Annotated in this window: 9 protein-coding genes and 1 riboswitch; all 9 genes read left to right on the top strand. The window is 73.4% G+C overall.

Annotated elements, in window-relative coordinates:
* Positions 1-94: 94 nt before the first annotated feature.
* On the top strand, positions 95-1,378 hold the full coding sequence (locus Aco03nite_RS02470; protein WP_203792912.1) for a citrate synthase: 1,284 nt from the start codon (positions 95-97) through the stop codon (positions 1,376-1,378).
* 70 nt (positions 1,379-1,448) lie between these two features.
* A complete protein-coding gene (locus Aco03nite_RS02475; RefSeq protein WP_203792913.1) occupies positions 1,449-2,996 on the top strand; it encodes a gluconokinase in 1,548 nt (515 codons plus the stop codon).
* A gap of 110 nt (positions 2,997-3,106) precedes the next feature.
* Positions 3,107-3,577, top strand: coding sequence for a SigE family RNA polymerase sigma factor (locus tag Aco03nite_RS02480; protein WP_203792914.1), 471 nt, complete (start codon positions 3,107-3,109; stop codon positions 3,575-3,577).
* Between the two features lie 11 nt (positions 3,578-3,588).
* The gene (locus Aco03nite_RS02485) at positions 3,589-4,377 is read left to right on the top strand and encodes a hypothetical protein (RefSeq protein WP_203792915.1); all 789 of its coding nucleotides are present in this window, start codon (positions 3,589-3,591) and stop codon (positions 4,375-4,377) included.
* A gap of 58 nt (positions 4,378-4,435) precedes the next feature.
* Positions 4,436-4,511: riboswitch (cobalamin riboswitch) on the top strand.
* A 55-nt stretch (positions 4,512-4,566) separates the two neighbouring features.
* Positions 4,567-7,056 (top strand): VWA domain-containing protein, encoded by a 2,490-nt coding sequence (locus Aco03nite_RS02490; protein WP_203792916.1) that lies wholly within the window; start codon positions 4,567-4,569, stop codon positions 7,054-7,056.
* A gap of 542 nt (positions 7,057-7,598) precedes the next feature.
* Positions 7,599-8,198, top strand: coding sequence for a cob(I)yrinic acid a,c-diamide adenosyltransferase (cobO, locus tag Aco03nite_RS02495; RefSeq protein WP_203792917.1), 600 nt, complete (start codon positions 7,599-7,601; stop codon positions 8,196-8,198).
* Positions 8,192-9,532: a cobyrinic acid a,c-diamide synthase CobB gene (locus tag Aco03nite_RS02500; RefSeq protein WP_203792918.1), complete on the top strand. Its 1,341-nt coding sequence runs from the start codon at positions 8,192-8,194 to the stop codon at positions 9,530-9,532. Before cobO ends, Aco03nite_RS02500 begins: the two co-directional genes overlap by 7 nt.
* On the top strand, positions 9,529-9,978 hold the full coding sequence (locus Aco03nite_RS02505) for a cobalamin biosynthesis protein (RefSeq protein ID WP_203792919.1): 450 nt from the start codon (positions 9,529-9,531) through the stop codon (positions 9,976-9,978). The genes Aco03nite_RS02500 and Aco03nite_RS02505 overlap by 4 nt, the downstream gene beginning before the upstream one ends.
* A gap of 77 nt (positions 9,979-10,055) precedes the next feature.
* On the top strand, positions 10,056-20,513 hold the full coding sequence (locus Aco03nite_RS02510) for a hypothetical protein (protein ID WP_203792920.1): 10,458 nt from the start codon (positions 10,056-10,058) through the stop codon (positions 20,511-20,513).
* Positions 20,514-20,525: the final 12 nt, after the last annotated feature.

The following is a 20,525-nucleotide window of genomic DNA, read 5'->3' on the forward strand; positions in this document are numbered from 1 at the left end:
TCAACGGGTGGCCACCTGATGACCCATTCAGGTTGAGGGTTTACGGTGAACGGCAAAATCTTTGGGACATCTGCCGGTGAAGTGAGGGAAATACATGACGGATGTCAAGCTCGACCACCCCGGTGGTCAGTTGTCGATGGCGGTCAAGAAGGCCGTCGACGGTCCGGGCGGCATCGACGTCAGTGCTCTGCTGAAGGAGACCGGTTACGTAACCCTGGACCAGGGTTTCGTGAACACCGCGTCGACCACCTCGGCGATCACTTACATCGACGGTGACCAGGGCATTCTGCGATACCGTGGCTACCCGATCGAACAGCTCGCGGAGAAGAGCACCTTCCTCGAGGTGTCCTATCTGCTGATGAACGGGGAGCTGCCCACCCCGGCGCAGCTGCGCGACTACGCCGACAAGATCCGTGTGCACACGCTCCTGCAGGAGGAGATGCGCACGTTCTTCTCCAGTTTCCCGCGCAACGCACACCCGATGTCGGTGCTGTCCTCGGCCGTCACCGCGCTGTCGACGTTCTACCAGGACGCGCTCGACCCGCTCGATGCCGAGCAGGTCGACATCTCGGCGATCCGCCTGATGGCGAAACTTCCGACCATCGCCGCCTACACCTACAAGAAGTCCATCGGCCACCCTCTGCCGTACCCGGACAACTCCCTGGACTACGTGCAGAACTTCCTGCGCCTGACGTTCGGCCTGCCGACCGTCCAGTACGACGTCGACCCCAAGATCGCCAAGATCCTGGACATGCTGTTCATCCTGCACGCCGACCACGAGCAGAACTGCTCCACGTCGTCCGTGCGGCTGGTCGGCTCCTCGCAGGCCAACCTGTTCGCCTCCATCTCGGCCGGCATCGGCGCCCTCTCCGGGCCGCTGCACGGTGGCGCCAACGCGGCGGTCCTCGAGATGCTCGAGCAGATCCGCAAGGACGGCGGAGACGTCAACTCGTTCGTCACGCGAGTGAAGAACAAGGAAAAAGGCGTCAAGCTGATGGGCTTCGGCCACCGGGTCTACAAGAATTACGACCCGCGCGCCGCCATCGTGAAGAAGGCCGCCCAGGAGATGCTCTCCACCCTGGACAAGCCGGACCCGCTGCTGGAGATCGCGTTCAAGTTGGAGGAGATCGCCCTCTCCGACGAGTACTTCATCTCCCGCAAGCTGTACCCGAACGTGGACTTCTACACCGGCCTGATCTACAAGGCCATGGGCTTCCCGACGGACATGTTCACGGTCCTGTTCGCGATCGGCCGGCTCCCCGGCTGGATCGCCCAGTACCGCGAGATGATCGTCGACCCGGCCAACAAGATCGGCCGCCCGCGGCAGATCTACACCGGATCCCCGGTCCGCGACTTCGTCCCGGCCGACCAGCGCTGATCCGTTTCGTCTGACGCCCCACCGGATAACGTCCGGTGGGGCGTTCGGCTTTCATCGGTAGGGGGACTTCATGGACGTGGTCATCGGCATCGACACCGGGACGACCTCGACAAAAGGGATCGCCGCCGGGCCGGACGGTGAGATCCGCGCCCTGACCAGCGTCCACTACCCGCTATCCGTGCCCGGCCCCGGCCGTGCCGAACTCGACGGCCGTGCGCTGGCCGACGCCGCCCGCCAAGCCCTGACCGAGGTCGCCGCCGCCTGCCGCGAGCGCGGCGACCGGGTGATCGCGATCGGACTCAGCTCGTTCCTGCACGCCCTCGTCCCGATGAACGCCGACGGCAGCCCGCGCGGCCCCGTCGTCACCTGGGCCGACAACCGGGCCGCCGGACAGTGCGAACGCATCGTCGCCGACGGCCACGCGCGCGAACTCCAGGCCCGCACCGGCACCCCCGTGCACCCGATGTCACCGCTGACCAAACTCGCCTGGTGGGCCGACGAGGACTCGGGTCTCCTCCGGGACACGCCGCGCTGGGGCGGGGTCAAGGAGCTGGTCGTCGCCGCCCTGACCGGCGGTCCCTTCCTCGTCGACCTGTCGGTCGCCTCGGGCACCGGCCTCTACGACATCCACTCCCGGCAGTGGGACCAAGACGCTCTTTCGATTGCCGCGGTACGCCCGGAGCAGCTCGCCGAGGTCGTCCCGACCACCCACCCGCTGACGCTGGACCGCTCGGTCGCCGTCGCCGCCGGGCTGCCCCCGGAGACGCCACTGATCATCGGCGCCGCCGACGGGCCGCTCGCCAACCTCGGGGTCGGCGCGGTGTCCCGGGGTGTCGGGGCGGTGTCGCTCGGTACCAGCGGGGCGCTGCGCACCGTGGTGGACGCCCCCACCAGCGACCAGGACGGGCGGTTGTTCTGCTACGCGCTGACCGAGGACCGCTGGGTGATCGGCGGGGCGGTCAACAACGCCGGATCGGTGGTCCGGTGGGCGGGTGAGGCTCTGCTGCCGTCCGCCGACGACGACGAGGACGGCCGCGACGCTCAGCTCCTCGACGAGGCCGCCCGGATCGTGGCCGGCAGTGAGGGGCTGCTCTGCCTGCCGTACCTGCTCGGTGAACGCGCCCCCTGGTGGCGTCCCGGCATGCGCGGCGCCTACCTCGGGCTGCGCCGCGAACACGGCCGCCCGCACCTGGTCCGCGCCGCCGTCGAAGGTGTCTGCCAGCAGCTCGCCCTGGTCCGCGACTCGTTCGACGCCGAAGGCGCCCCGCTCACCGAGATCCGGGCCACCGGCGGGGCCGCCGCCTCCCGGCTGTGGATCGACGTGCTGGCCGCCGCCCTGGACCTGCCGGTCGCCGTCGCCGACGTGCCCGAGGGCACCGCCCTGGGCGCCTGCCTGCTGGCCCGGCACTCCCTCGGCGAACTCCCCGACCTGGACCGGGCCGCCACCCTGGTGCCCACCGGCGACGTCACCCGCCCCGACCCGGCGGACGCCGCCCTCTACCGGCGGTTGCGCCCGCTCGTGGAGAAGTCCGCGCTCGCCGTCCTCGACGTGGTGAGCGAACTCGACCGGATCGCCCCCGAGCCGCTGCCCGGCACCGAGAAGGCCGTCCGTTCCTGACCCGCTTCCCGGCACAGGGAAGGCGGTTCGTTCCTGAACCGTGCAACCCGGCCCGGTGGGGGCCGCGTCGTACCCGTGCCGATGCCCGCCCCCACCGGAAGGACCCCTCCTTGTCCCGAGCGGACGACCGTGAGTTCCACGAGTTCGTGGAACAGCGCATGGAACGGTGGCGGCGCTCCGCCTACCTGCTGTGCTCCGACTGGCACACCGCCGACGACCTGGTGTCGATGGCGATCACGAAGCTCTACCGGCACTGGCGGGCCGTCCGCCACGCCGACAATCCGGACGCGTACGCGCAGAAGGTCCTGACCCGGACCTGGCTCGACGAACGACGCCGGCCGTGGCGCCGGGAACGGGCCGCCGAGACCCTGCCCGACCAGCCGGAAGCCGCCGTCGAACGGGTGCACGACCGCACCTCGCTGGCCGCCCTGCTGGCCTCCCTCGGGCCCCGCCAGCGGGCCGTGCTGATCCTGCGTTTCTACTTCGACTACTCGGCCGAACAGACCGCCGAGATCCTCGGGATCTCCGTCGGCACCGTCAAGAGCCAGACCTCCCGCGGCCTATCCGCCCTGCGCGCGTGAACGGGGAATCGATGAACAAGCAGCTTTTCGACGAACTCGTCGAGGACGCCCCACCCAGCACCGTCGACGTCGCCGGCATCGTCGGGCGGGAGAGGCGCCGCCGGTTCGGCCTGCGGCTCACCGGGATCGCCGCCGGGCTCGCCGCCGTCGGGGTGGTCGCCGGCCTGGTCGTCCAGAATCCCGCCACCTCCCCGTCCCCTCCGGCCGCGGTGGCCGGCGGCTTCCGCCTCGTCTCGGACACCGACGCGTCGGTCGAACAGACCGCCCGGCGGCTGGAACAGGCCCTCGACGAGGCGCTCCGGGCCACCGCACCGGACGCCCGCTGGCGGCGGCTGTTCAAGCACACCGCCGCCGACGGGGAGCCGCCCATGATCAACGGAAAGGCCGCTGCCGACGTCGCGCAGCAGGTCTACAGCGGCAGCCAGGGCGTCGAGACCGGCGACCGGCGCGGCATGCTCCGGTTCCTCATCTCCTCACCCACCCCGTGCACCCCGGGCGCGGTCGTCCAGTGCGAGGACGCCTCGTCGATGGCGGAATACTGGGCGAACTACTTCACCTGTGCCGCGAACCAGCCGGTCTGCGCCGTCGGGACGCTCCCGGACGGCCGGCGGACGAAGGCGGTGAGCACCGGTGCGAACCGGCACCGCGCCTCGGTCGAACTCCCCGACAAGCGGGTGCTGGCGGTGGAGGTGAGCAACCGGTTCGCGCTGAACAAACCGCTCGACCCGGACGGGGCGCCACTCACCCTGGACCAGACCGAAGCCGTCGCCCGGTCCGTCGCCGGGCGCATCCTGCCGTGACGGACCCCGCGTTGACGTGCGACTGGGAGGTCGGGAAGAGTGGCGGCGAGCGGTCGCGGAGGAACCCGGTGTGAATCCGGGACGGTCCCGCCACTGTGACCGGGCCCTGCGGGGGTCCGGAAGCCAGGAGACTCCGGCCGCTCGTGACAACCGACGCGCGGGCGTGGACACCCGCCGGAAGGGATCCTGGTGACGACTCCGTACCCGTTCTCGGCCGTGGTGGGCCTCGACGATCTCCGTTTGGCCCTGCTGTTGACCTCGGTCTCCCCGGCGGTCGGCGGCGTCCTGGTCCGGGGGGAGAAGGGCACCGCCAAGAGCACCGTGGTCCGGGCCCTCGCCGGTCTCCTCCCGCACGTCGACGTGGTGCGCGGCTGCCGGTTCGCCTGCGATCCAGCGGCCCCCGACCCCGGTTGCCCGGACGGCCCGCACGCTCCCGCCGAGTCCCCGGTCCCTGCCGCACCCTTGGTCTCCACCGCGCCGTCAGTCTCCACCGCACCCGTGGTTTCCACCGCTCCGTCGGTCTCCCGGCCCGCCAGCCTTGTCGAGCTTCCCGTCGGGGCCACCGAGGACCGGGTCGTCGGCACCCTCGACCTACAGCGCGCCCTCAGCGACGGGGTCAAGGCGTACGAGCCGGGTCTGCTCGCCGCCGCCCACCGCGGGGTCCTCTACGTCGACGAGGTCAACCTACTGCCGGACCACCTCGTCGACCTGCTCCTGGACGCCGCCGCGATGGGCCGCGCCCACGTCGAGCGCGACGGGGTCTCGGTCAAACACGCCGCCCGGTTCCTGCTGGTCGGCACCATGAACCCGGAAGAGGGCGAACCCCGGCCGCAGCTCGTCGACCGGTTCGGCCTGGTCGTCAACGTGGCCGCGCCCCGCGACGCCCGGCAGCGCGCCGAGGTGGTCCGGCGGCGGCTCGCGTACGAGGCCGACCCCGACGGTTTCGCGGCCCGGTTCGGCGCCGACGAGCAGGAGTACGCGGCCCGCATCGCCGCCGCCCGCGCCCAGCTCCCGGCGGTGGCTCTGCCCGACTCCGAACTCGACCGGATCGCCCGGGTCTGCCTCGCCTACGGTGTCGACGGCATGCGCGCCGACATCGTGGTGGCCCGCTGCGCCGTCGCGATGGCCGCCTGGCACGGCCGCGACCGCGTCACCGCCGACGACGTCCGCGACGCGGCCCGTCTGGCCCTGCCGCACCGCCGCCGCACCGACCCGCTCGACCCGCCCGGCACCGACGAGGAGAAACTCGACGAGGCCCTGGCCGAAGCCGAACGCCAGGCCGAGGAGGACCGCCAGGCCGAGGAGGACCGGAACCCGGACGACGATCCCGACGGCGACGGTGGTCCTTCCGGTGGTGGCCCTTCCGACAGCGGTCCTTCCGACGGCGGTCCCTCCGGAGGTGGGCCTTCCGGAGGTGGTCCGGACGGTGGCGGTCCCGGCGGTGGTGACGGTCAGCGCGACAGCGGCGGCCCGGCCGGTTCCCCCAACCCCTCCGCGGGTACGGATCCCGCCCCGCCTTCCACCGAATCGTCGTCCCCGGCCGAGTCCACGGGCGAGTCCCAGCCTGCCCGTGGTGCGATGGCCTCCGCCGGAGCCGCCTACCGCACCCGCACGCTCCGCATCGCGGCCCGCGGCGAAGGCGGCCACACCGGCCGTCGTTCCCCGGCCTTCGCCCGCCGGGGCCGTGTCGTCGGAAGTCGCCTCCCACAGGGTAAACTGGCCGGCGCCCCGCACCTGTTCGCCACCCTCCGAGCGGCCCTGGACCGCGCCGCTCTGGACCGCGTTGCCGTGAACCATGCCGCGGTGAACCAGGCAGCCTTGGACCGCGCCGCTCTGGACCGCGCCGCTCTCGGCGCCGGCGATCCTTCCTCCGCCGGCCTGTCCCTTACCCATGGCGAGGGTGCCGGGCTTGCGAGCGGCGCCGGGATGGCCGGAGCCATGGTGCGGGTGCTGCCGCGGGATGTTCGGGAGTCGGTCCATGTGGGGCGGGAGGCGAACCTTGTGCTCTTCGTGGTGGACGCCTCCGGGTCGATGGCCGCGCGGAAACGGATGACCCTGGTCAAGACGGCGGTGCTGTCCCTGCTGCGGGACGCCTACCAGCGGCGGGACCGGATCGGCATGATCACGTTCCGGGGGAGTGACGCCGACGTGGTGCTGCCGCCCACCTCCAGCCACGAGGTCGGGGTCCAGAAGCTGGCCGCGCTGCGTACCGGAGGCCGCACCCCGCTGGCGGCCGGTCTCCAGGCGGCGGCTCGGACGATCGCCACCGAACGCCGCCGCGACCCCCGCCGCCGCCCACTGCTGGTCCTGGTCACCGACGGCCGCGCGACCAGCGGCCCCGACCCGTTGCGCCTGGTCCCAGCCCTGTCCGGGGTATCGAGCGTGGTCGTCGACTGCGAATCCGGCCCGATCCGCCTGGGCCTGGCCCGCCGCCTGGCCGCCGCCTTGAACGCCGAGGTGATGCCCCTCGACCAGCTGGAAGCCGCCACCGTCCGAACCCGCCCCGCGTCGCCCACCGCGACCCCCGGCACGGCCCCGGGCTCCAGCGCGGCCCGGGGTTCCAGCGCGGCCAGGGGTTCCAGCACGGCCCGAGGTTCCGATACGGCCCGGGGTTCCAGCACGGTGCCCGGCACGGCCCCGGGGTCCACCCCCGATCGTGCCTACCGCCGCGCCGCATGATCCGGTGACATCCCGGAACCGACAATTTCCGCTCTGTCCCGGCAGCCCTCCGACCACGCGGCCCGAAGGCCTACGGCCCGAAAGTCCACGGCCCGAATATCCGCGGCATGGGTGACCAGTCCACATGAGTGACCACCGAGGCCGAGCCGGTGCCGGCCAACGGCCAGGCCCAGGCTCGGCCAGGCCCAGGCTCGGCCAGGCCCAGGCTCGGCCAGGCCCAGGCTCGGCCAGGCCCGCCCGATCCCAGGATCGCATGGACCCAGGACCGTCCGATCCCAGGACCGCATGGACCCAGGGCAGCCCAAGGCCAGGGCCGGTCCGGACCGGGTCGGCTTGGGCGTAGTGATGGGCTCGGGTGTGTGGTTGTCGGCCGGGGTGCAGCGGCGCGTGGGCGGTGGCCGGGATGCGCGGGCGGCTGGGGTAGCCGGTGAGTGGGGCCGGGGAGTGCGTGGCGGGAGCCGCGCTGAGTTCGTGGGGCGTAGGGGGCGGGACAGGGTGGTTCCGGCGGGACCTGAAAGGCGTATCAGAAAAGGGGTTGGATTGTGCCGCAAGGGAAAGTGACAAGCGTTCCGAATGATGGTCTGACGACGCGTCAGCGGCGGCGGCAAGCGGTTTTCGCGGTGCACACCGGGCCGGGTAAAGGGAAGTCGACGGCGGCTTTCGGAATGGCGTTGCGGGCCTGGAGCGCGGGCTGGCCGGTGGGTGTTTTTCAGTTCGTGAAGTCGGAGAAGTGGAAGGTGGGGGAGGAGACCGCGCTGAAGGCGCTCGGTGAGCACGGTCCGACCCCGGTGACCTGGCACAAGATGGGTGAGGGCTGGTCCTGGATCCAGCGGGCCGGCAGCGAGCGGGATCATGCCGCGGAGGCCGCTGAGGGGTGGGCGCAGATCAAGCGGGATCTGGCGGCGGAAACGCACAAGTTCTATGTTCTGGACGAGTTCACCTACCCGATGAAATGGGGGTGGGTGGATGTCGCCGATGTGGTGGAGACGTTGCAGAACCGGCCGGGCACCCAGCATGTGGTGATCACCGGTCGGGATGCGCATGCTGATCTGATCGCGGCGGCGGATCTGGTCACCGAGATGACGAAGATCAAGCATCCGATGGACGCGGGGCGGAAAGGTCAGCAGGGGATCGAATGGTGAATCGGGTTGTCATCGCCGCGCCGGCCAGTGGGCACGGGAAGACCACGGTGGCGACCGGGCTGCTGGCGGCGTTCGCCCGGCGCGGGCTGCGGGTGGCGCCGTTCAAGGTGGGGCCGGACTACATCGATCCGGGTTATCACGCGCTCGCCGCTTCGCGACCGGGGCGCAACCTGGACCCCGTCATGGTCGGGGAAGACCTGATCGGGCCGCTGTTCGCGCACGGCTCGCAGGGTGCTGACCTGGCGATCGTCGAGGGGGTGATGGGGCTCTACGACGGGCGGACCGGCTCTGGGGACCAGGGTTCGACGGCGCAGGTCGCGAGCCTGCTCGACGCCCCGGTGATCATGGTGGTGGACGCGGCCGCGCAGGGGCGGTCGATCGCGGCGGTGGTGCACGGGTTCCGCAGTTTCGGGTCGGTGCGGCTGGCCGGTGTGATCCTGAACCGGGTGGGTTCGGAGCGGCACGAGCAGATTCTGCGGGACGCCTGCGAGGAGGTCGGCACCCCGGTGCTGGGCGCGTTGCGGCGGGCCGACGCGGTGGCGGCGCCGTCGCGGCATCTGGGGCTGATCCCGGCCGCGGAACGGCGCGCGGAGGCCCTCGCGTCGGTGGAGGCGATGGCCGATCTGATCGCCGCGTCGGTGGACCTGGACGCGGTGGCGGCGGTGGCCCGGTCGGCGGCGCCGTTGCCGCACCAGGCGTGGAGCCCGGCCGCGGCAGAGCCGATCAAAAACGGTCCGGTGGTCGCGGTTGCCGGTGGTCCGGCTTTCTCCTTCTCGTACGCCGAGACCACCGAACTGCTGTCCGGGGCGGGTGCGACGGTGGTGTCGTTCGACCCGCTGCACGACGAGAAACTGCCGGTTGGCACCAAGGCGATCGTGGTGGGCGGCGGTTTCCCGGAGGTGTACGCGAGCGCCCTGTCCGCCAACGAGCCGCTGCGCGCCGCGGTCAAGGCCTTCGACGGGGTGATCGCCGCCGAGTGCGCCGGCCTGCTGTGGCTGTGCGAGTCGCTGGACGGCGCGCCGATGTGCGGGGTCCTGGAGGCGGAGGCGGTGATGTCGCCGTCGCTGACGCTGGGGTACCGGGACGCGGTGGCGTTGTCGGACAGCCCACTGGGCCCGGCGGGCACCCGGGTGACCGGGCACGAGTTCCACCGCACCGTGGTGCATCCGCGGTCGGGCCTGCTGCTGTCCCCGGCGGGTGGCGCGGCGTGGGCGTGGCGGGGCGCCGATCCGGAGGGTTTCGCGTCGCCCCGGCTGCACGCGTCCTACCTGCACCTGCACTGGGCGGGCACACCGGCGCTGGCCCGCTCGCTGGTCACCGCAGCGGCCGGGTGACCGCTGCGAAGTCCGAGGCCGGCGGCCGGGTGATGGCTGAGAAGTCCGAAGCTGGCGGCCGGGTGATCGTTCTCGGTCTCGGGGCCCGCAGCGGTGTCGATCTCGAAGCCCCGGTCCGGGCGGCTCTGGCGGTGGCGGGCCTGACTCCGGGTGACGTCGCGGTGCTGGCGACCCTGGACCGCCGGGCGGCCGAACCGCGGGTGCGGGATTTGGCGGCGCGCCACGGCTGGCGGCTGGCCGGATTCCCCGCGCACGAGCTGGCCGCCTGTCCGGTCCCGAACCCGGGCCGGGCCGCGGGGGTCGCGGTCGGCACCCCGAGCGTGGCGGAGGCCGCGGCCCTGCTGGCGGCCGGTCCGGGCGCCGAGTTGATCCTGCCCAAACGGGCCGCCGGGGGAGTGACGGTCGCCTTATACAGCGCCCGGGTATCAATCACGACATTTACCTAAAAATCATCCGATCGTGCGGCGTGTCTTCTGACAATACGTCCGTGCGATCGGGTCGGAGAGTCTCCATTCTGGTAGTCGTGGTGCTGGTGCTCACCCTGTGCGCCCGGCCCGAGGCCGCGATGGCGGGTGTGCTGAAATCCACGGCGCAGGGCATCCGCGCCGAGGTCAACCTGCTCAGCGGGGTGCTGCCGCTGACCGTGGCGGTGCCCAGCCCGGAACGCAGCTGGACCGAGGGCGGCGCCGCCTCCTCGTCCACGCTGGCGAACCCGGGCCTGAAACTGCTCGGCCAGTCGATCCTGAGCAGCGGCGTGGTCACCTCGACCGCCGGGCCGGGCACCGGCTCCAGCGGGCGCGCCGAGTCGAGCGTGGCCGGGGCGTCGGTCCTGGGCGCGACCGGCATCGGGGTCGGCGCGGTCCGGACGGTCTGCGTGATGGCGAGCTCCGGTATCACCACGACCACCGAGATCGCCGACCTGAAGGTGGCCGGGCAGACCATCGCCAACCCGGACGTCAACCTGAAGCTGCCGGTCGGCAACCTGGCCAGCGTCTACATCGACCACCGCACGGCCGACTGGGACGCCAACGGGGTCTACAAGTACACGGTCCGCGCCGTCGACGTGTCGCTGCTCGGCGGCGCCGGGATCCTCAGCACCGTCGCCAACGGCTCGGTCGTGGTCGCCGAGTCGGTCTGCTCCGGCACGATCGTCCTGGACCAGCCGACCGTCACCCCGGTCGCGCTCGCCCCGGGCCAGTCCGGCACCCCGGTCGTGACCGCCACCAACAGCGGTGACGTCGGCGCGCAGAACACCACGATCAAGATCCCCAAGCCCGGTTCCCAGTACGTCCTGGGCCCGCCCGTCACCACCGGCGGCGGAACCTGCTCGACGACCGACCCGGACTACGTGATCTGCACCGGCGTGACAGTTCCCGGCCGGGGCAACGCCAAGGTGTCGCTGCCGGTGACCCTGAAGTCGTCGGCCGGCGCCGGCACGCCCGCGTGGGCCACCTCCACCGGCAAGCTGATCAGCGCGGCCAGCACCCCGGTCGTGCAGGCCGACCGGACGAAGACCCAGACCGCCAACGGCACCCTGGTGAACCCGCAGGTCCCGGCCAGCACCGGCGGCACCGTCACGGTCAACCAGGTCACCCTGGCGGCCGGCCGGACCGCCACCGGAACCGTCAAGGTCACCAACCCGGGCCCGTCGGACGCCGCCGCCACGATCACCGTCCCGATCGGGAACCGGCCCACCGGCGTCACGGTCGCCTCGGCCGACGTGGACGGCACCCCGTGCACGGTCACCACCGCCACGATCACCTGCACCGCCGTGCCGATCACGGCCGGCGCCGAGGCCACCGTGAAGATCAACACGGCGGCCACCGTCACCACCCCGGTCGGCACCACCTGGGACCTGGCCGGGGTGACCGCCCTGATGAACGGCACCACGGTCACCGGCGCCGGCCGCCTGATCACGGTCGGCGCCGCCGAGGTGAACCTGTCCGGCGGGGTCACCGTCGTCCCGGCCACCGCCATCCCCGGCGGGTCGGCCGGCACCGCCACCGTGAAGGTCACCAACGCCGGTTCGCTGGCCGCCTCCCCGACCACCATCACCATCCCGGCGGCCCCGGCCGGCATCACCGTCTCCGCCCCGGTCACCACCACCGGCGGCGGCACCTGCGCCACCGGCCTCACCGGCGTGACCTGCACCGGCGTCACCGTCCCGGCCGGGCAGTCGGTGAACGTGGCGGTGCCGGTCACCCTGGCCCCGGCGGTCACCACCCCGTGGGTCGCCACCTCGGTCGCGCCGATCACCGCCACCGCCGGGGGTTCCACCGGCACCACCACCGGCTCGATCGTCACCCCGGCGCCCAAGTTCAACCTGGGGGTCACCGCCACCGGGCCGCTGGCCGGCACGGTCAGCCCCGGGCAGACCACCACCATCACCACGAAGATCGAGAACTCCGGCCCGTCGGACGCCACTCCGGCCACCTTCACCGTGGTCGCCCCGACCGGCACCACCCTGGGCACCGCGACCGGCGCCACCTGCACCAGCAGCCTCACCCGGACCGAGCTGGCCTGCTCCGCCAACCTCCCGGCGGCCGCGCCGGCACTGACCGTCGCGGTGCCGGTGACGGTGAACCCGCTCGCCGATCCCACCCGGGCGCTCACCGGCGGCTGCGTCAGCCTGGACGGCGACGCCGTCTGCCAGACCGGCGAACCGGTGCTGCCCCCGATCACGCTGCGCACCCCGTTCCTGGTCCGGGTCACCGGCACGTTCGCCCCGGCGGTGATCACTCCCGGTCAGGACGGCACCGGCAAGCTGACCCTGCGATCACTGCAGAACGAGAGCAACCTGACCGTCACCATCCCGGCCGGGCCGGCCCTGCCCAGCGGCTTCAGCGTGGTGTCCGCGACCGCCGGCGGCACCCCCTGCACGGTCGGCGCCACCGCCGTCACCTGCACCGGCGTCGACCTGACCGCGCTCACCGGCAAGGACGTCGCGGTCAAGGTCGCCGTCGACCAGGGTGTGCTGCCACCGGCCGCCTGGATCCCGGCCGGGATCACCGTCGGCAGCGGCACCGAGTCGACGAGCCTCACCGGGCCGCTCGCCGCCACCGGCACCGTCAACTACACCCTCGCCGCCACCGCCACCGTCCCCGCCGACAACACCGTGCTGCCCGGCGCCGCCACCACCCTCGGCGCGACGGTCACCAACAACGGCCCGTCCACCGCGGCGCCGGCGATCTTCCGGATCCTGGCGCCGAACGGGACCGCCTTCGCCGCCACCGGACTGCCCGCGGGCTGCCTGCGGCTCCTGCTGGACAACGTGCTCACCTGCACCGTCGCGTCGATGGCCCGCAACGCCTCGACCGGCCCGCTCAGCCTGCCGATCACGGTGGCCGCCAACACCGACCCGTGGACCCCGGTCACCGGCGGCTGCGTCGACGTCGACGGGATCCCCGGCTGCGGCGGCTCCGGCGACCGCCCGTTCCCGGACTTCGCGCTGAAGGCGCCGTTCTCGTCCCGGGTGGCGGCCACCACCGACCGCGCCGACGTCGTGCCCGGCCGGACCGGCACCGCCACCGTGCACGTCAAGGCCCTGCACGGCGACCTGGCCGGGCTGTCGGTCAGCGTCCCCGAGGCGGGCCTGCCCACCGGGCTGACCGTCACCGGCGTGTCCAGCCCCTCCGGCGGCACCTGCGCCCGGGACAACTCCGCCGTCTGGACGTGCACCGGCCTGGCCGTGGCGGACGGCGCCACCCTCGACGTCGACGTGGCACTGAAGGCCGCCGCCAACGCCACCCCCGGCGGCACCTGGACCCCGAACCCGGTGACCGTGTCGCTCGGCGCCGACCAGATCACCCTGGTCCCGCAGCTGGCCCGGATCGCCGCAGCCCAGCCCGGCCTGGACGCCACCGTCAACCTCTCCGGCGTCAGCCCGCTGCCCGGTGGCGGCGGCACCCTCGCGGTCAGCCTCACCAACACGGCCGGCCCGTCCGACGCCGTCGCCGTCCCGGTCAGCGTGATCGCCCCGGCCGGCACCCTGCTCAGCGCGGTGACCGGCACCGCCGCCCCGGACTGCGGCCTCGCCCTGCTCGGCACCCGGATCGACTGCAAGGTCAGCCTGCCCGCCGGCGGCGCCCCGGTGACCATCGGCGCCCAGGTCGGCATCGGCACCGACGTGCTGTCCGGCCGGGCCCTCACCGGCGGCTGCGTCGACCTGGACGGCAACAGCGTCTGCAACTCCGCCGACCGGATCATCCCGGGCATCAACGTCGGCACCCCGATGCAGCAGCGGATCGACGTCGTCACCACCCCGGCCAAGCTGGTGCCCGGCGAGGACGCGAACGCCGTCCTCAAGGTGACCTCCACCGGCACCGAGAACAACCTGAGCGTCACCGTCCCGACCGCCGGGCTGCTGCCCACCGGGGCGAACCTGATCGCCGCCACCCCGGTCGGCGGCGGGACCTGCGACACCAACACCGAACCGGTCCGGTGCACCGGCCTCAGCGTCACCGCCGGCACCCCGGCCGTGGTGAACCTGCAGGTGGCGTCCTCGCCCAGCGGCACACCGGGGATCTGGACCGCCGCGCCGATCCTGGTGACCGGCGGTGGCGAGATCGCCGTCGACGCCGGTGACCTGGCCCTGGTGGGCCTGCCCCGCAGCGACCTGAGCGCCGTCGTCTCGGTGCCCGCGGCCGGCAGCGTCCCGGCCGGCGGCACCGCCCCGCTCGCCGTCACCGTCACCAACAACGGCCCGTCCGACGCCCGCCCGGCCGTCTTCACCGTCAGCGCCCCGCTCGGCACCAAGATCGACCTGACCGCCACCCCGCCCAGCGGCTGCGCGCTGTCGGTCGCCGGACTGCTCGCCACCTGCGCGATCCCGCTCGCCGACGGCGCCGACACCGGCCCGATCAGCCTCGGCGTCAAGGTGCCCGCGCTCGCCGACCCGTTCACCGCGCTCACCGGCGGCTGCGTCGACCTGGACGGCGTGCCCGGCTGCGGCGCCAAGGACCAGACCGTCCCGGCCATCGACCTGACCGTCCCGTTCGCCCGCACCCTCTCGCTGAACACCACCCCGGCCACCATCGTGCCGGGCACCGACGGCATCGCCACCGTCGCGCTCAACGCCGACAAAGGCATCCTGAACGACGTCGCGGTCAGCGTCCCGGCGCTCGGGCTGCCGGCCGGCCTCACCATCGACCACCTGGACGTGAACGGCACCACCTGCCCGGCCGCGGCGTGCACCGGGATCACCGTCAACCCGGGTGTCCCGGTGCAGGTCGGCGTCCACCTGGACGCCGGCCCGGCGGCGGTGCCCGGCACGGTCTGGACCGCACCGGGGATCTCCGTCGGCAACGGCGACGGCCTGCTCACCCTGGACCGCAAACTGGCCGTCATCGGCCCCGCCGACATCGACATCGACCCGGTGATCACCCTGCCCGCCGTCGCCGTCGAACCGGGGAGGACCGGCAGCCTCGGCGTCACCATCGGCAACTCCGGCACCTCGGACGCGACGGGCATCAGCCTCGGCGTGATCCCGCCGGTCGGCGCCGTCTTCACCGCCCCGCCGCCCGGCTGCGCCTTCGTGGTCAACACCGACAAGCTGTCCTGCACGCTGAACGTGCCGGCCCTCGGCCCCGACCCGGTGCTCCCGCTCACCCTGAAGATCGCTGACAGCGCCGTCCCCGGCTCCACCCTCACCGGCGGCTGCGTCGACCTGAACAACGACAGCGTCTGCCTGGACCCGCCGGACACCCTGCTCGGCCCGGTGTCGGTGGCCACCCCGTTCGACCGGCTGGCCTCGATCAAGCTGGACACCCCGGTCATCCCGGCCGGCACCGCGGGCCTCGCGAAGGTCCTGGTCGACGCGCCCGGCGCACCCGGGAACCCGGTGACCGTGACGGTTCCGCTGGACACCAAACCGGCTGCCATGACGATCCTCGGCGAGACCATCGCCCCGAACGGCAACTGCGCCACCACGGCTGCCGCGATCACCTGCACCACCACGTACGCCGGAGCCGGCACCGCCACCCTCGCACTGCCGATCACGGTGGCCCCGGGTGCCGACGCGGTCTGGAACGCCACCGGCATCACCGTGACCCGGGACGCCGGCGAGACCGTCACCGGCGGCGGCATCCTGGCCCGCACCAGCAGCCCGCTCTACACGCTGGGCGCCGCGGTGACGCTGCCGGCCGACGACTCGGTCCTGCCCGGCGCCGTCACGGCGATCAAGGCCACGATCGACAACACCGGCTCCGGTACGGCCACCGCGGTCCCGATCGTGCTGACCGCCCCCACCGGCACCGCCTTCACCACACCCCTGCCGGACGGGTGCCTGAAACTGACCGCCGTGGCCACCGGATGCGCCGTCACCGTGGACGCCGGCCGGTCCACCACCCTGGACCTGCCGCTGGCCGTCCCGCCGCAGCTGTCCGGCACCGTCTCCGGCGGCTGCGTGATCCTCGGCGGCGGCGGGTGCGACGTGAACTACGGTTCGTTCTCCCTGCGTACCCCCCTCGCGTCGGTGATCACCGCGGCCGGCGGCGTGCCGGCGACCGTGACCCCCGGCCTCAGTGACACCGCCACCATCCGGCTGGACGCCACGGCGGCCCGCAACGATCTGACCGTCACCGTCGGCACCGACAACCGCCCGGCCGGTCTGTCGATCAGCGCGGCCGGCATCGGCGGCAACCCGTGCGACATCACCACCGACACGGTCACCTGCACCGGTGTCGGCATCACCGGCGGCGGCAGCTCCACCCTGAACCTGACCGTCGACGCCACCCCGGACGCCAAGCCTGGTGACACCTGGCGCCCGGTGGTCCGGGTCAGCACCGGCGGCACCGTCCCGGAGACCGCCCTGCTGCAGCGGCTCGCCGCGACCGTCGGCGCCGCGGACACCGGCAGCGGCCTGGACGTCAGCGTGCTCCCGCCGGCCGACGGCACCGTGCTGCCCGGCGCCGACACCGTGCTGCGGCTGGTGATGACCAACCCGGGCCCGTCCGTGCTGCCCGGCGCCACCGCCTGGGTGAAGGCCCCGGACGGCACCACCTTCGGCGACTTGATCGACCCGGCCGCCACCTACTGCGACAAGGCGTCGTCGACCCTGGTCACCTGCACCGCCGACCTGAGCGCCGAGACCCGGCGGCTCCGGCTGCCGCTGCACGTGCCGGCGCCCACCCTGCCCGGCGCGGTGATCAGCGGCGGCTGCCTGGACGGCGACCGCAACGGCACCTGCGGCGACTCCCGGGACACCGCCCTCGCCTCGTTCACCCTGGGCAAACCGTTCAGCGCCCAGGCCCGCCTCGGAGTGGCCCCGGGCAGCGCCGTCACGCCGGGCGACATCGGTTCCACCGTGCTGCGGGCGACCACCGACCGGGCCCTGAACGGGATGTCCGTGGAGATCCCGCTGACCGCCCTGCCGCCGGAGATCAAGGTGGTCGACGCGAAGGGCCCGGACGGCTCGGTCTGCACCCTGACCGGCGCCATCGTCTGCACCGGCGTCAACCTGCCGCAGGCCACCACCGACCTGGTCACCGTCAAGGTCAAGCCGCTCCCGTCGGCGGCCGAGGGCATCGGCTGGGCGCTCACCCCGGCGGCCCCGGTCACCCTGACCAGCTCCGCCGGTGACGTCGCCGAGTTCACCGGCACCCTGCTGCGCACCGGCCCGGCCGTGCCCGGTCTCAAGTTCGCGCCGTCCCTGCCGCCGGTCACCGTCACCCCGGGCACCACCGCGGCGTTCCGGGCCGTGATCACCAACACCGGCCCGTCCGACGCCGTCAACCGCCTGGTCCGGGTCAACGCCCCGGCCGGCACCACGTTCGGCACCCCGGTCCCGGCCGGCTGCGCCGCGGTCGGCACCGGAGCGCTCGACTGCCGGGCCACCCTGGCGGTCAACGCGCCCGCGCTCACCTGGGAACTGCCGGTCCGCATCCCGGCCAACGCCGACCCGAACACCGCGGTCACCGGCGGCTGCCTGGTCGACGGCCGCAGCAGCGCCTGCGGCGCCGGCACCACCCCGCTGCCGCCGGTCACCCTCACCCCGGCGCTGTCCCAGGCCCTGACCATCTCGGCGCTCGACCCGCCGGAGATCAAGCCGGGCCGTACCGGGACGCTGACCGTCCGGATCGCCGCCAGCCGGGCCCGCACCGGCCTCGGCGTGACCATCCCGCTGACCTCGCTGCCGGTCGGCATGTCCATCGTCCGGGCCCAGGCCGGCGGCCGGATCTGCGTCGTCGGCGTCACCGCGGTCACCTGCCTCGGGCTCGACGTCTCGGCCGGAGGCACCCTGGAGATCACCCTCAACGCCGTGCTGCGCGACACCGCCGAACCCGGCACCACCTGGATCCCGACCGTCTCGGTGGTGGAAGGCGCGCAGAACGCCGCCCGGACCCTGCTCGCGGCCACCGTCGGCGCCGCCGACACCACGCTCGGCGTCGCCGTCGAGGTGCCGGCCGCACAGACCCTGCGGCCCGGCGACGCCGCGGACCTGACCGCCACCGTCACCAACACCGGCAGCTCGGCGGCCCGGGGACTGCCGTACACGTTCTTCGCCCCGGCCGGCACCACGTTCCGGGCCCCGGCCGCCGCCACCGGCGCCACCTGCGCGATGTCCCAGTCCGGGCTCCGGGTGGACTGCTCGGTCGACGTCAGCGGCAACGCCCGGACCCGGTTCCCGCTGCCGATCACCGTCAGCGGCGCCGCCGACGTGGGTACCCCGCTGACCGGCGGCTGCGCCGACACCGACCGCAGCGGCGCCTGCACCGCCGCCGACGTGGCGATCCCGCCGATCCAGCTGCGCCAGCCGCTCGCCGACCGGCTGCAGATCACCGGCGGCCCGGCCACCGTGGTACCGGGCGGCTCCGGCACCGGCACGGTCCGGATCACCAGCCTCATGCCGGTCACCGGCGCCGCCCTCACGGTGCCGCTGACCGGCCTGCCCACCGGGTTCACCGTCACCGGGGCGAGCGGCCCGGACGGCTCGGCCTGCGACCGCGACGCCGTCCGGATCCAGTGCACCGGCGTCGCCCTGGCCTCCGGCACGAACACCGCGATGTCGATCACCGTCCAGCTGGCCCCGGGTGTCGAGACCGGCGCGTCCTGGGCCCCGGCCGGCGTGACCTTCGGTCTCGGCACCGAGTCGCTCACCGGCGTGGCCCGGCTAATCGAGGCCGGTACCCGTACCGCCAAGGTGGTCTGGTCGGTCCTCGGTGCCGGAGGCACCGCCGCGCCCGGCGCGACCCGCACCCTCACCGTCACCGGCGCCAACCAGGGCCCGTCCAGCGCCACCGGCGCCACGGTCGCGGTGGTGGCCCCGTCCGGCACCACCTTCGGCACCCTGGCCGGCAACGCCGCCCGCGACTGCAAGGCCGACGGCGCCGAGCTGCTCACCTGCACCGCCGGCCTCGAACCGGACACCAGCCTCAGCTGGGAGGTGCCGCTGACCGTGGGCGCCGGCGCCACCGACGGGCAGAAACTCGACGGCGGCTGCGTCTCCACCGACGGCGACACCGGGTGCGGCGGCGCCGGGGACACCGCGATCGACCCGATCACCGTCGTCGCCGAGCCGCAGGTCTCACTGCGCGACAGCGGCACCGTCGGGGTCACCGGGGCGGTCGTCCCGCCCGGCGGCTCCGGCACCGCCGCCGTCACCTTCTCCGCCACCGGCGACTTCACCGGCCTGACGCTGACCGTCCCGCTGGCCGGCCGCCCGGCGGGCGTCACCGTGGACAGCGCCACCCTCGACGGCGCCACCTGCGACGTCGGCGCCGACGCGGTCACCTGCACCGGCATCGACCTGACCGCCGGGGTGGAACGGGTCCTGAAACTCGGGGTCACGGTCTCCGGCGACGCCGACTGGCAGGCCACCGGCATCACCCTGGCCGACCCGGCGACCGAGGACGACATCCTCACCGTGACCGCGAAACTGGTCAGCACCGGCACCACCGGCACCGGCCCGGACGTGACCGTCACGACCGGCGCCTGGTCCCCGGAGACACCGGCCCGCGGGCAGACCGCCACCCTGCCGATCACCCTGAGCAACGCGGGGACCGAGGCCGCCGACCCGTACCGGATGACCGTGGTCCTGCCCACCGGGCTCACCCACGGCACCCTGCCCTCGGAGTGTGCGGCGGGCGACAGCGCCCGGATCGTGACGTGCGAGGTGCCGGTGCCCGCCGGTGACGCGGTCACCCTGGACCTGCCCGCCGTCGTGGGGGCGTCGGTCACCGAGGGCGGTGTGCTCACCGGAGGGTGCCTGGGCCCGGAGACCGACACCATCTGCGGCGGTACGGGTGACCTGGCCCTGCCCGACCTGACCGTCGGCCGGCACGACGTCGACCTGGAGATCAGTTACGCGGGCGGCACCGTCACGGCGCCGGCCGGCGGGAACGTGGTGGTGACCCTGCCGTACACCAACCGGGGCAGCAGGACCGCCGCCCAGGTGGCGCTGAGCATCGTCCCGCCGGTCGGTGTCACGGTCGCCGGGGTCTCGCTGAGCACCGGGGTCAGCGCCCAGGGGGTGCGGGCCGCCGCCGCGGTGGCGGACGTGGTGAAGGCCAGCTGCAAGGCCGACACCACGCTGGCCGCCAACGCGGTGGTCTGCGGCGCCCCGGACGCGTCGGCCGACTCGATCAGCGACGTGTCGATCACGCTGAAGGTCGGCGCCGGAGCCCAGAACGGGCTGCGGCAGATGGCGGTCACGGTCAGCACCACCGACGTCGACGGGTTCATCCAGGACAACTCGGTGCGTGTCCCACTGATGGTCTCCGGCACCTCCAACGACGGGGACGGCGACGGTGATGGGGACGGCGACAACGGCGGTGACGACGGCGACGACAGCGGTGACGGGGACAACGGCGGTGGTGACGACGGCGGCGACGGTGACCTGCCCACCACCGGGGCGCAGGTCACCGGGCTGGTGCTGCTCTCCGCCATGCTGATGGCCGGCGGGGTGGGCATCATCGCGGTGGTCCGCGAGAACGCCCCGGTACCCGCTCCGGCCCGGCACCGCGCGGGGCGGCACCGGGCGTGAGGCTTCAGGCCT

Origin of the sequence: Actinoplanes couchii (assembly GCF_016862075.1) — a bacterium.
Lineage (GTDB): Bacteria > Actinomycetota > Actinomycetes > Mycobacteriales > Micromonosporaceae > Actinoplanes > Actinoplanes couchii.

What these genes read in the sequence shown, in the direction of transcription:
- Aco03nite_RS02470 (WP_203792912.1), top strand. Translation starts at nt 95, where the DNA reads ATGACGGATGTCAAGCTCGACCACCCCGGTGGTCAGTTGTCGATGGCG.
- Aco03nite_RS02475 (WP_203792913.1), top strand. Translation starts at nt 1,449, where the DNA reads ATGGACGTGGTCATCGGCATCGACACCGGGACGACCTCGACAAAAGGG.
- Aco03nite_RS02485 (WP_203792915.1), top strand. Translation starts at nt 3,589, where the DNA reads ATGAACAAGCAGCTTTTCGACGAACTCGTCGAGGACGCCCCACCCAGC.
- Aco03nite_RS02500 (WP_203792918.1), top strand. Translation starts at nt 8,192, where the DNA reads ATGGTGAATCGGGTTGTCATCGCCGCGCCGGCCAGTGGGCACGGGAAG.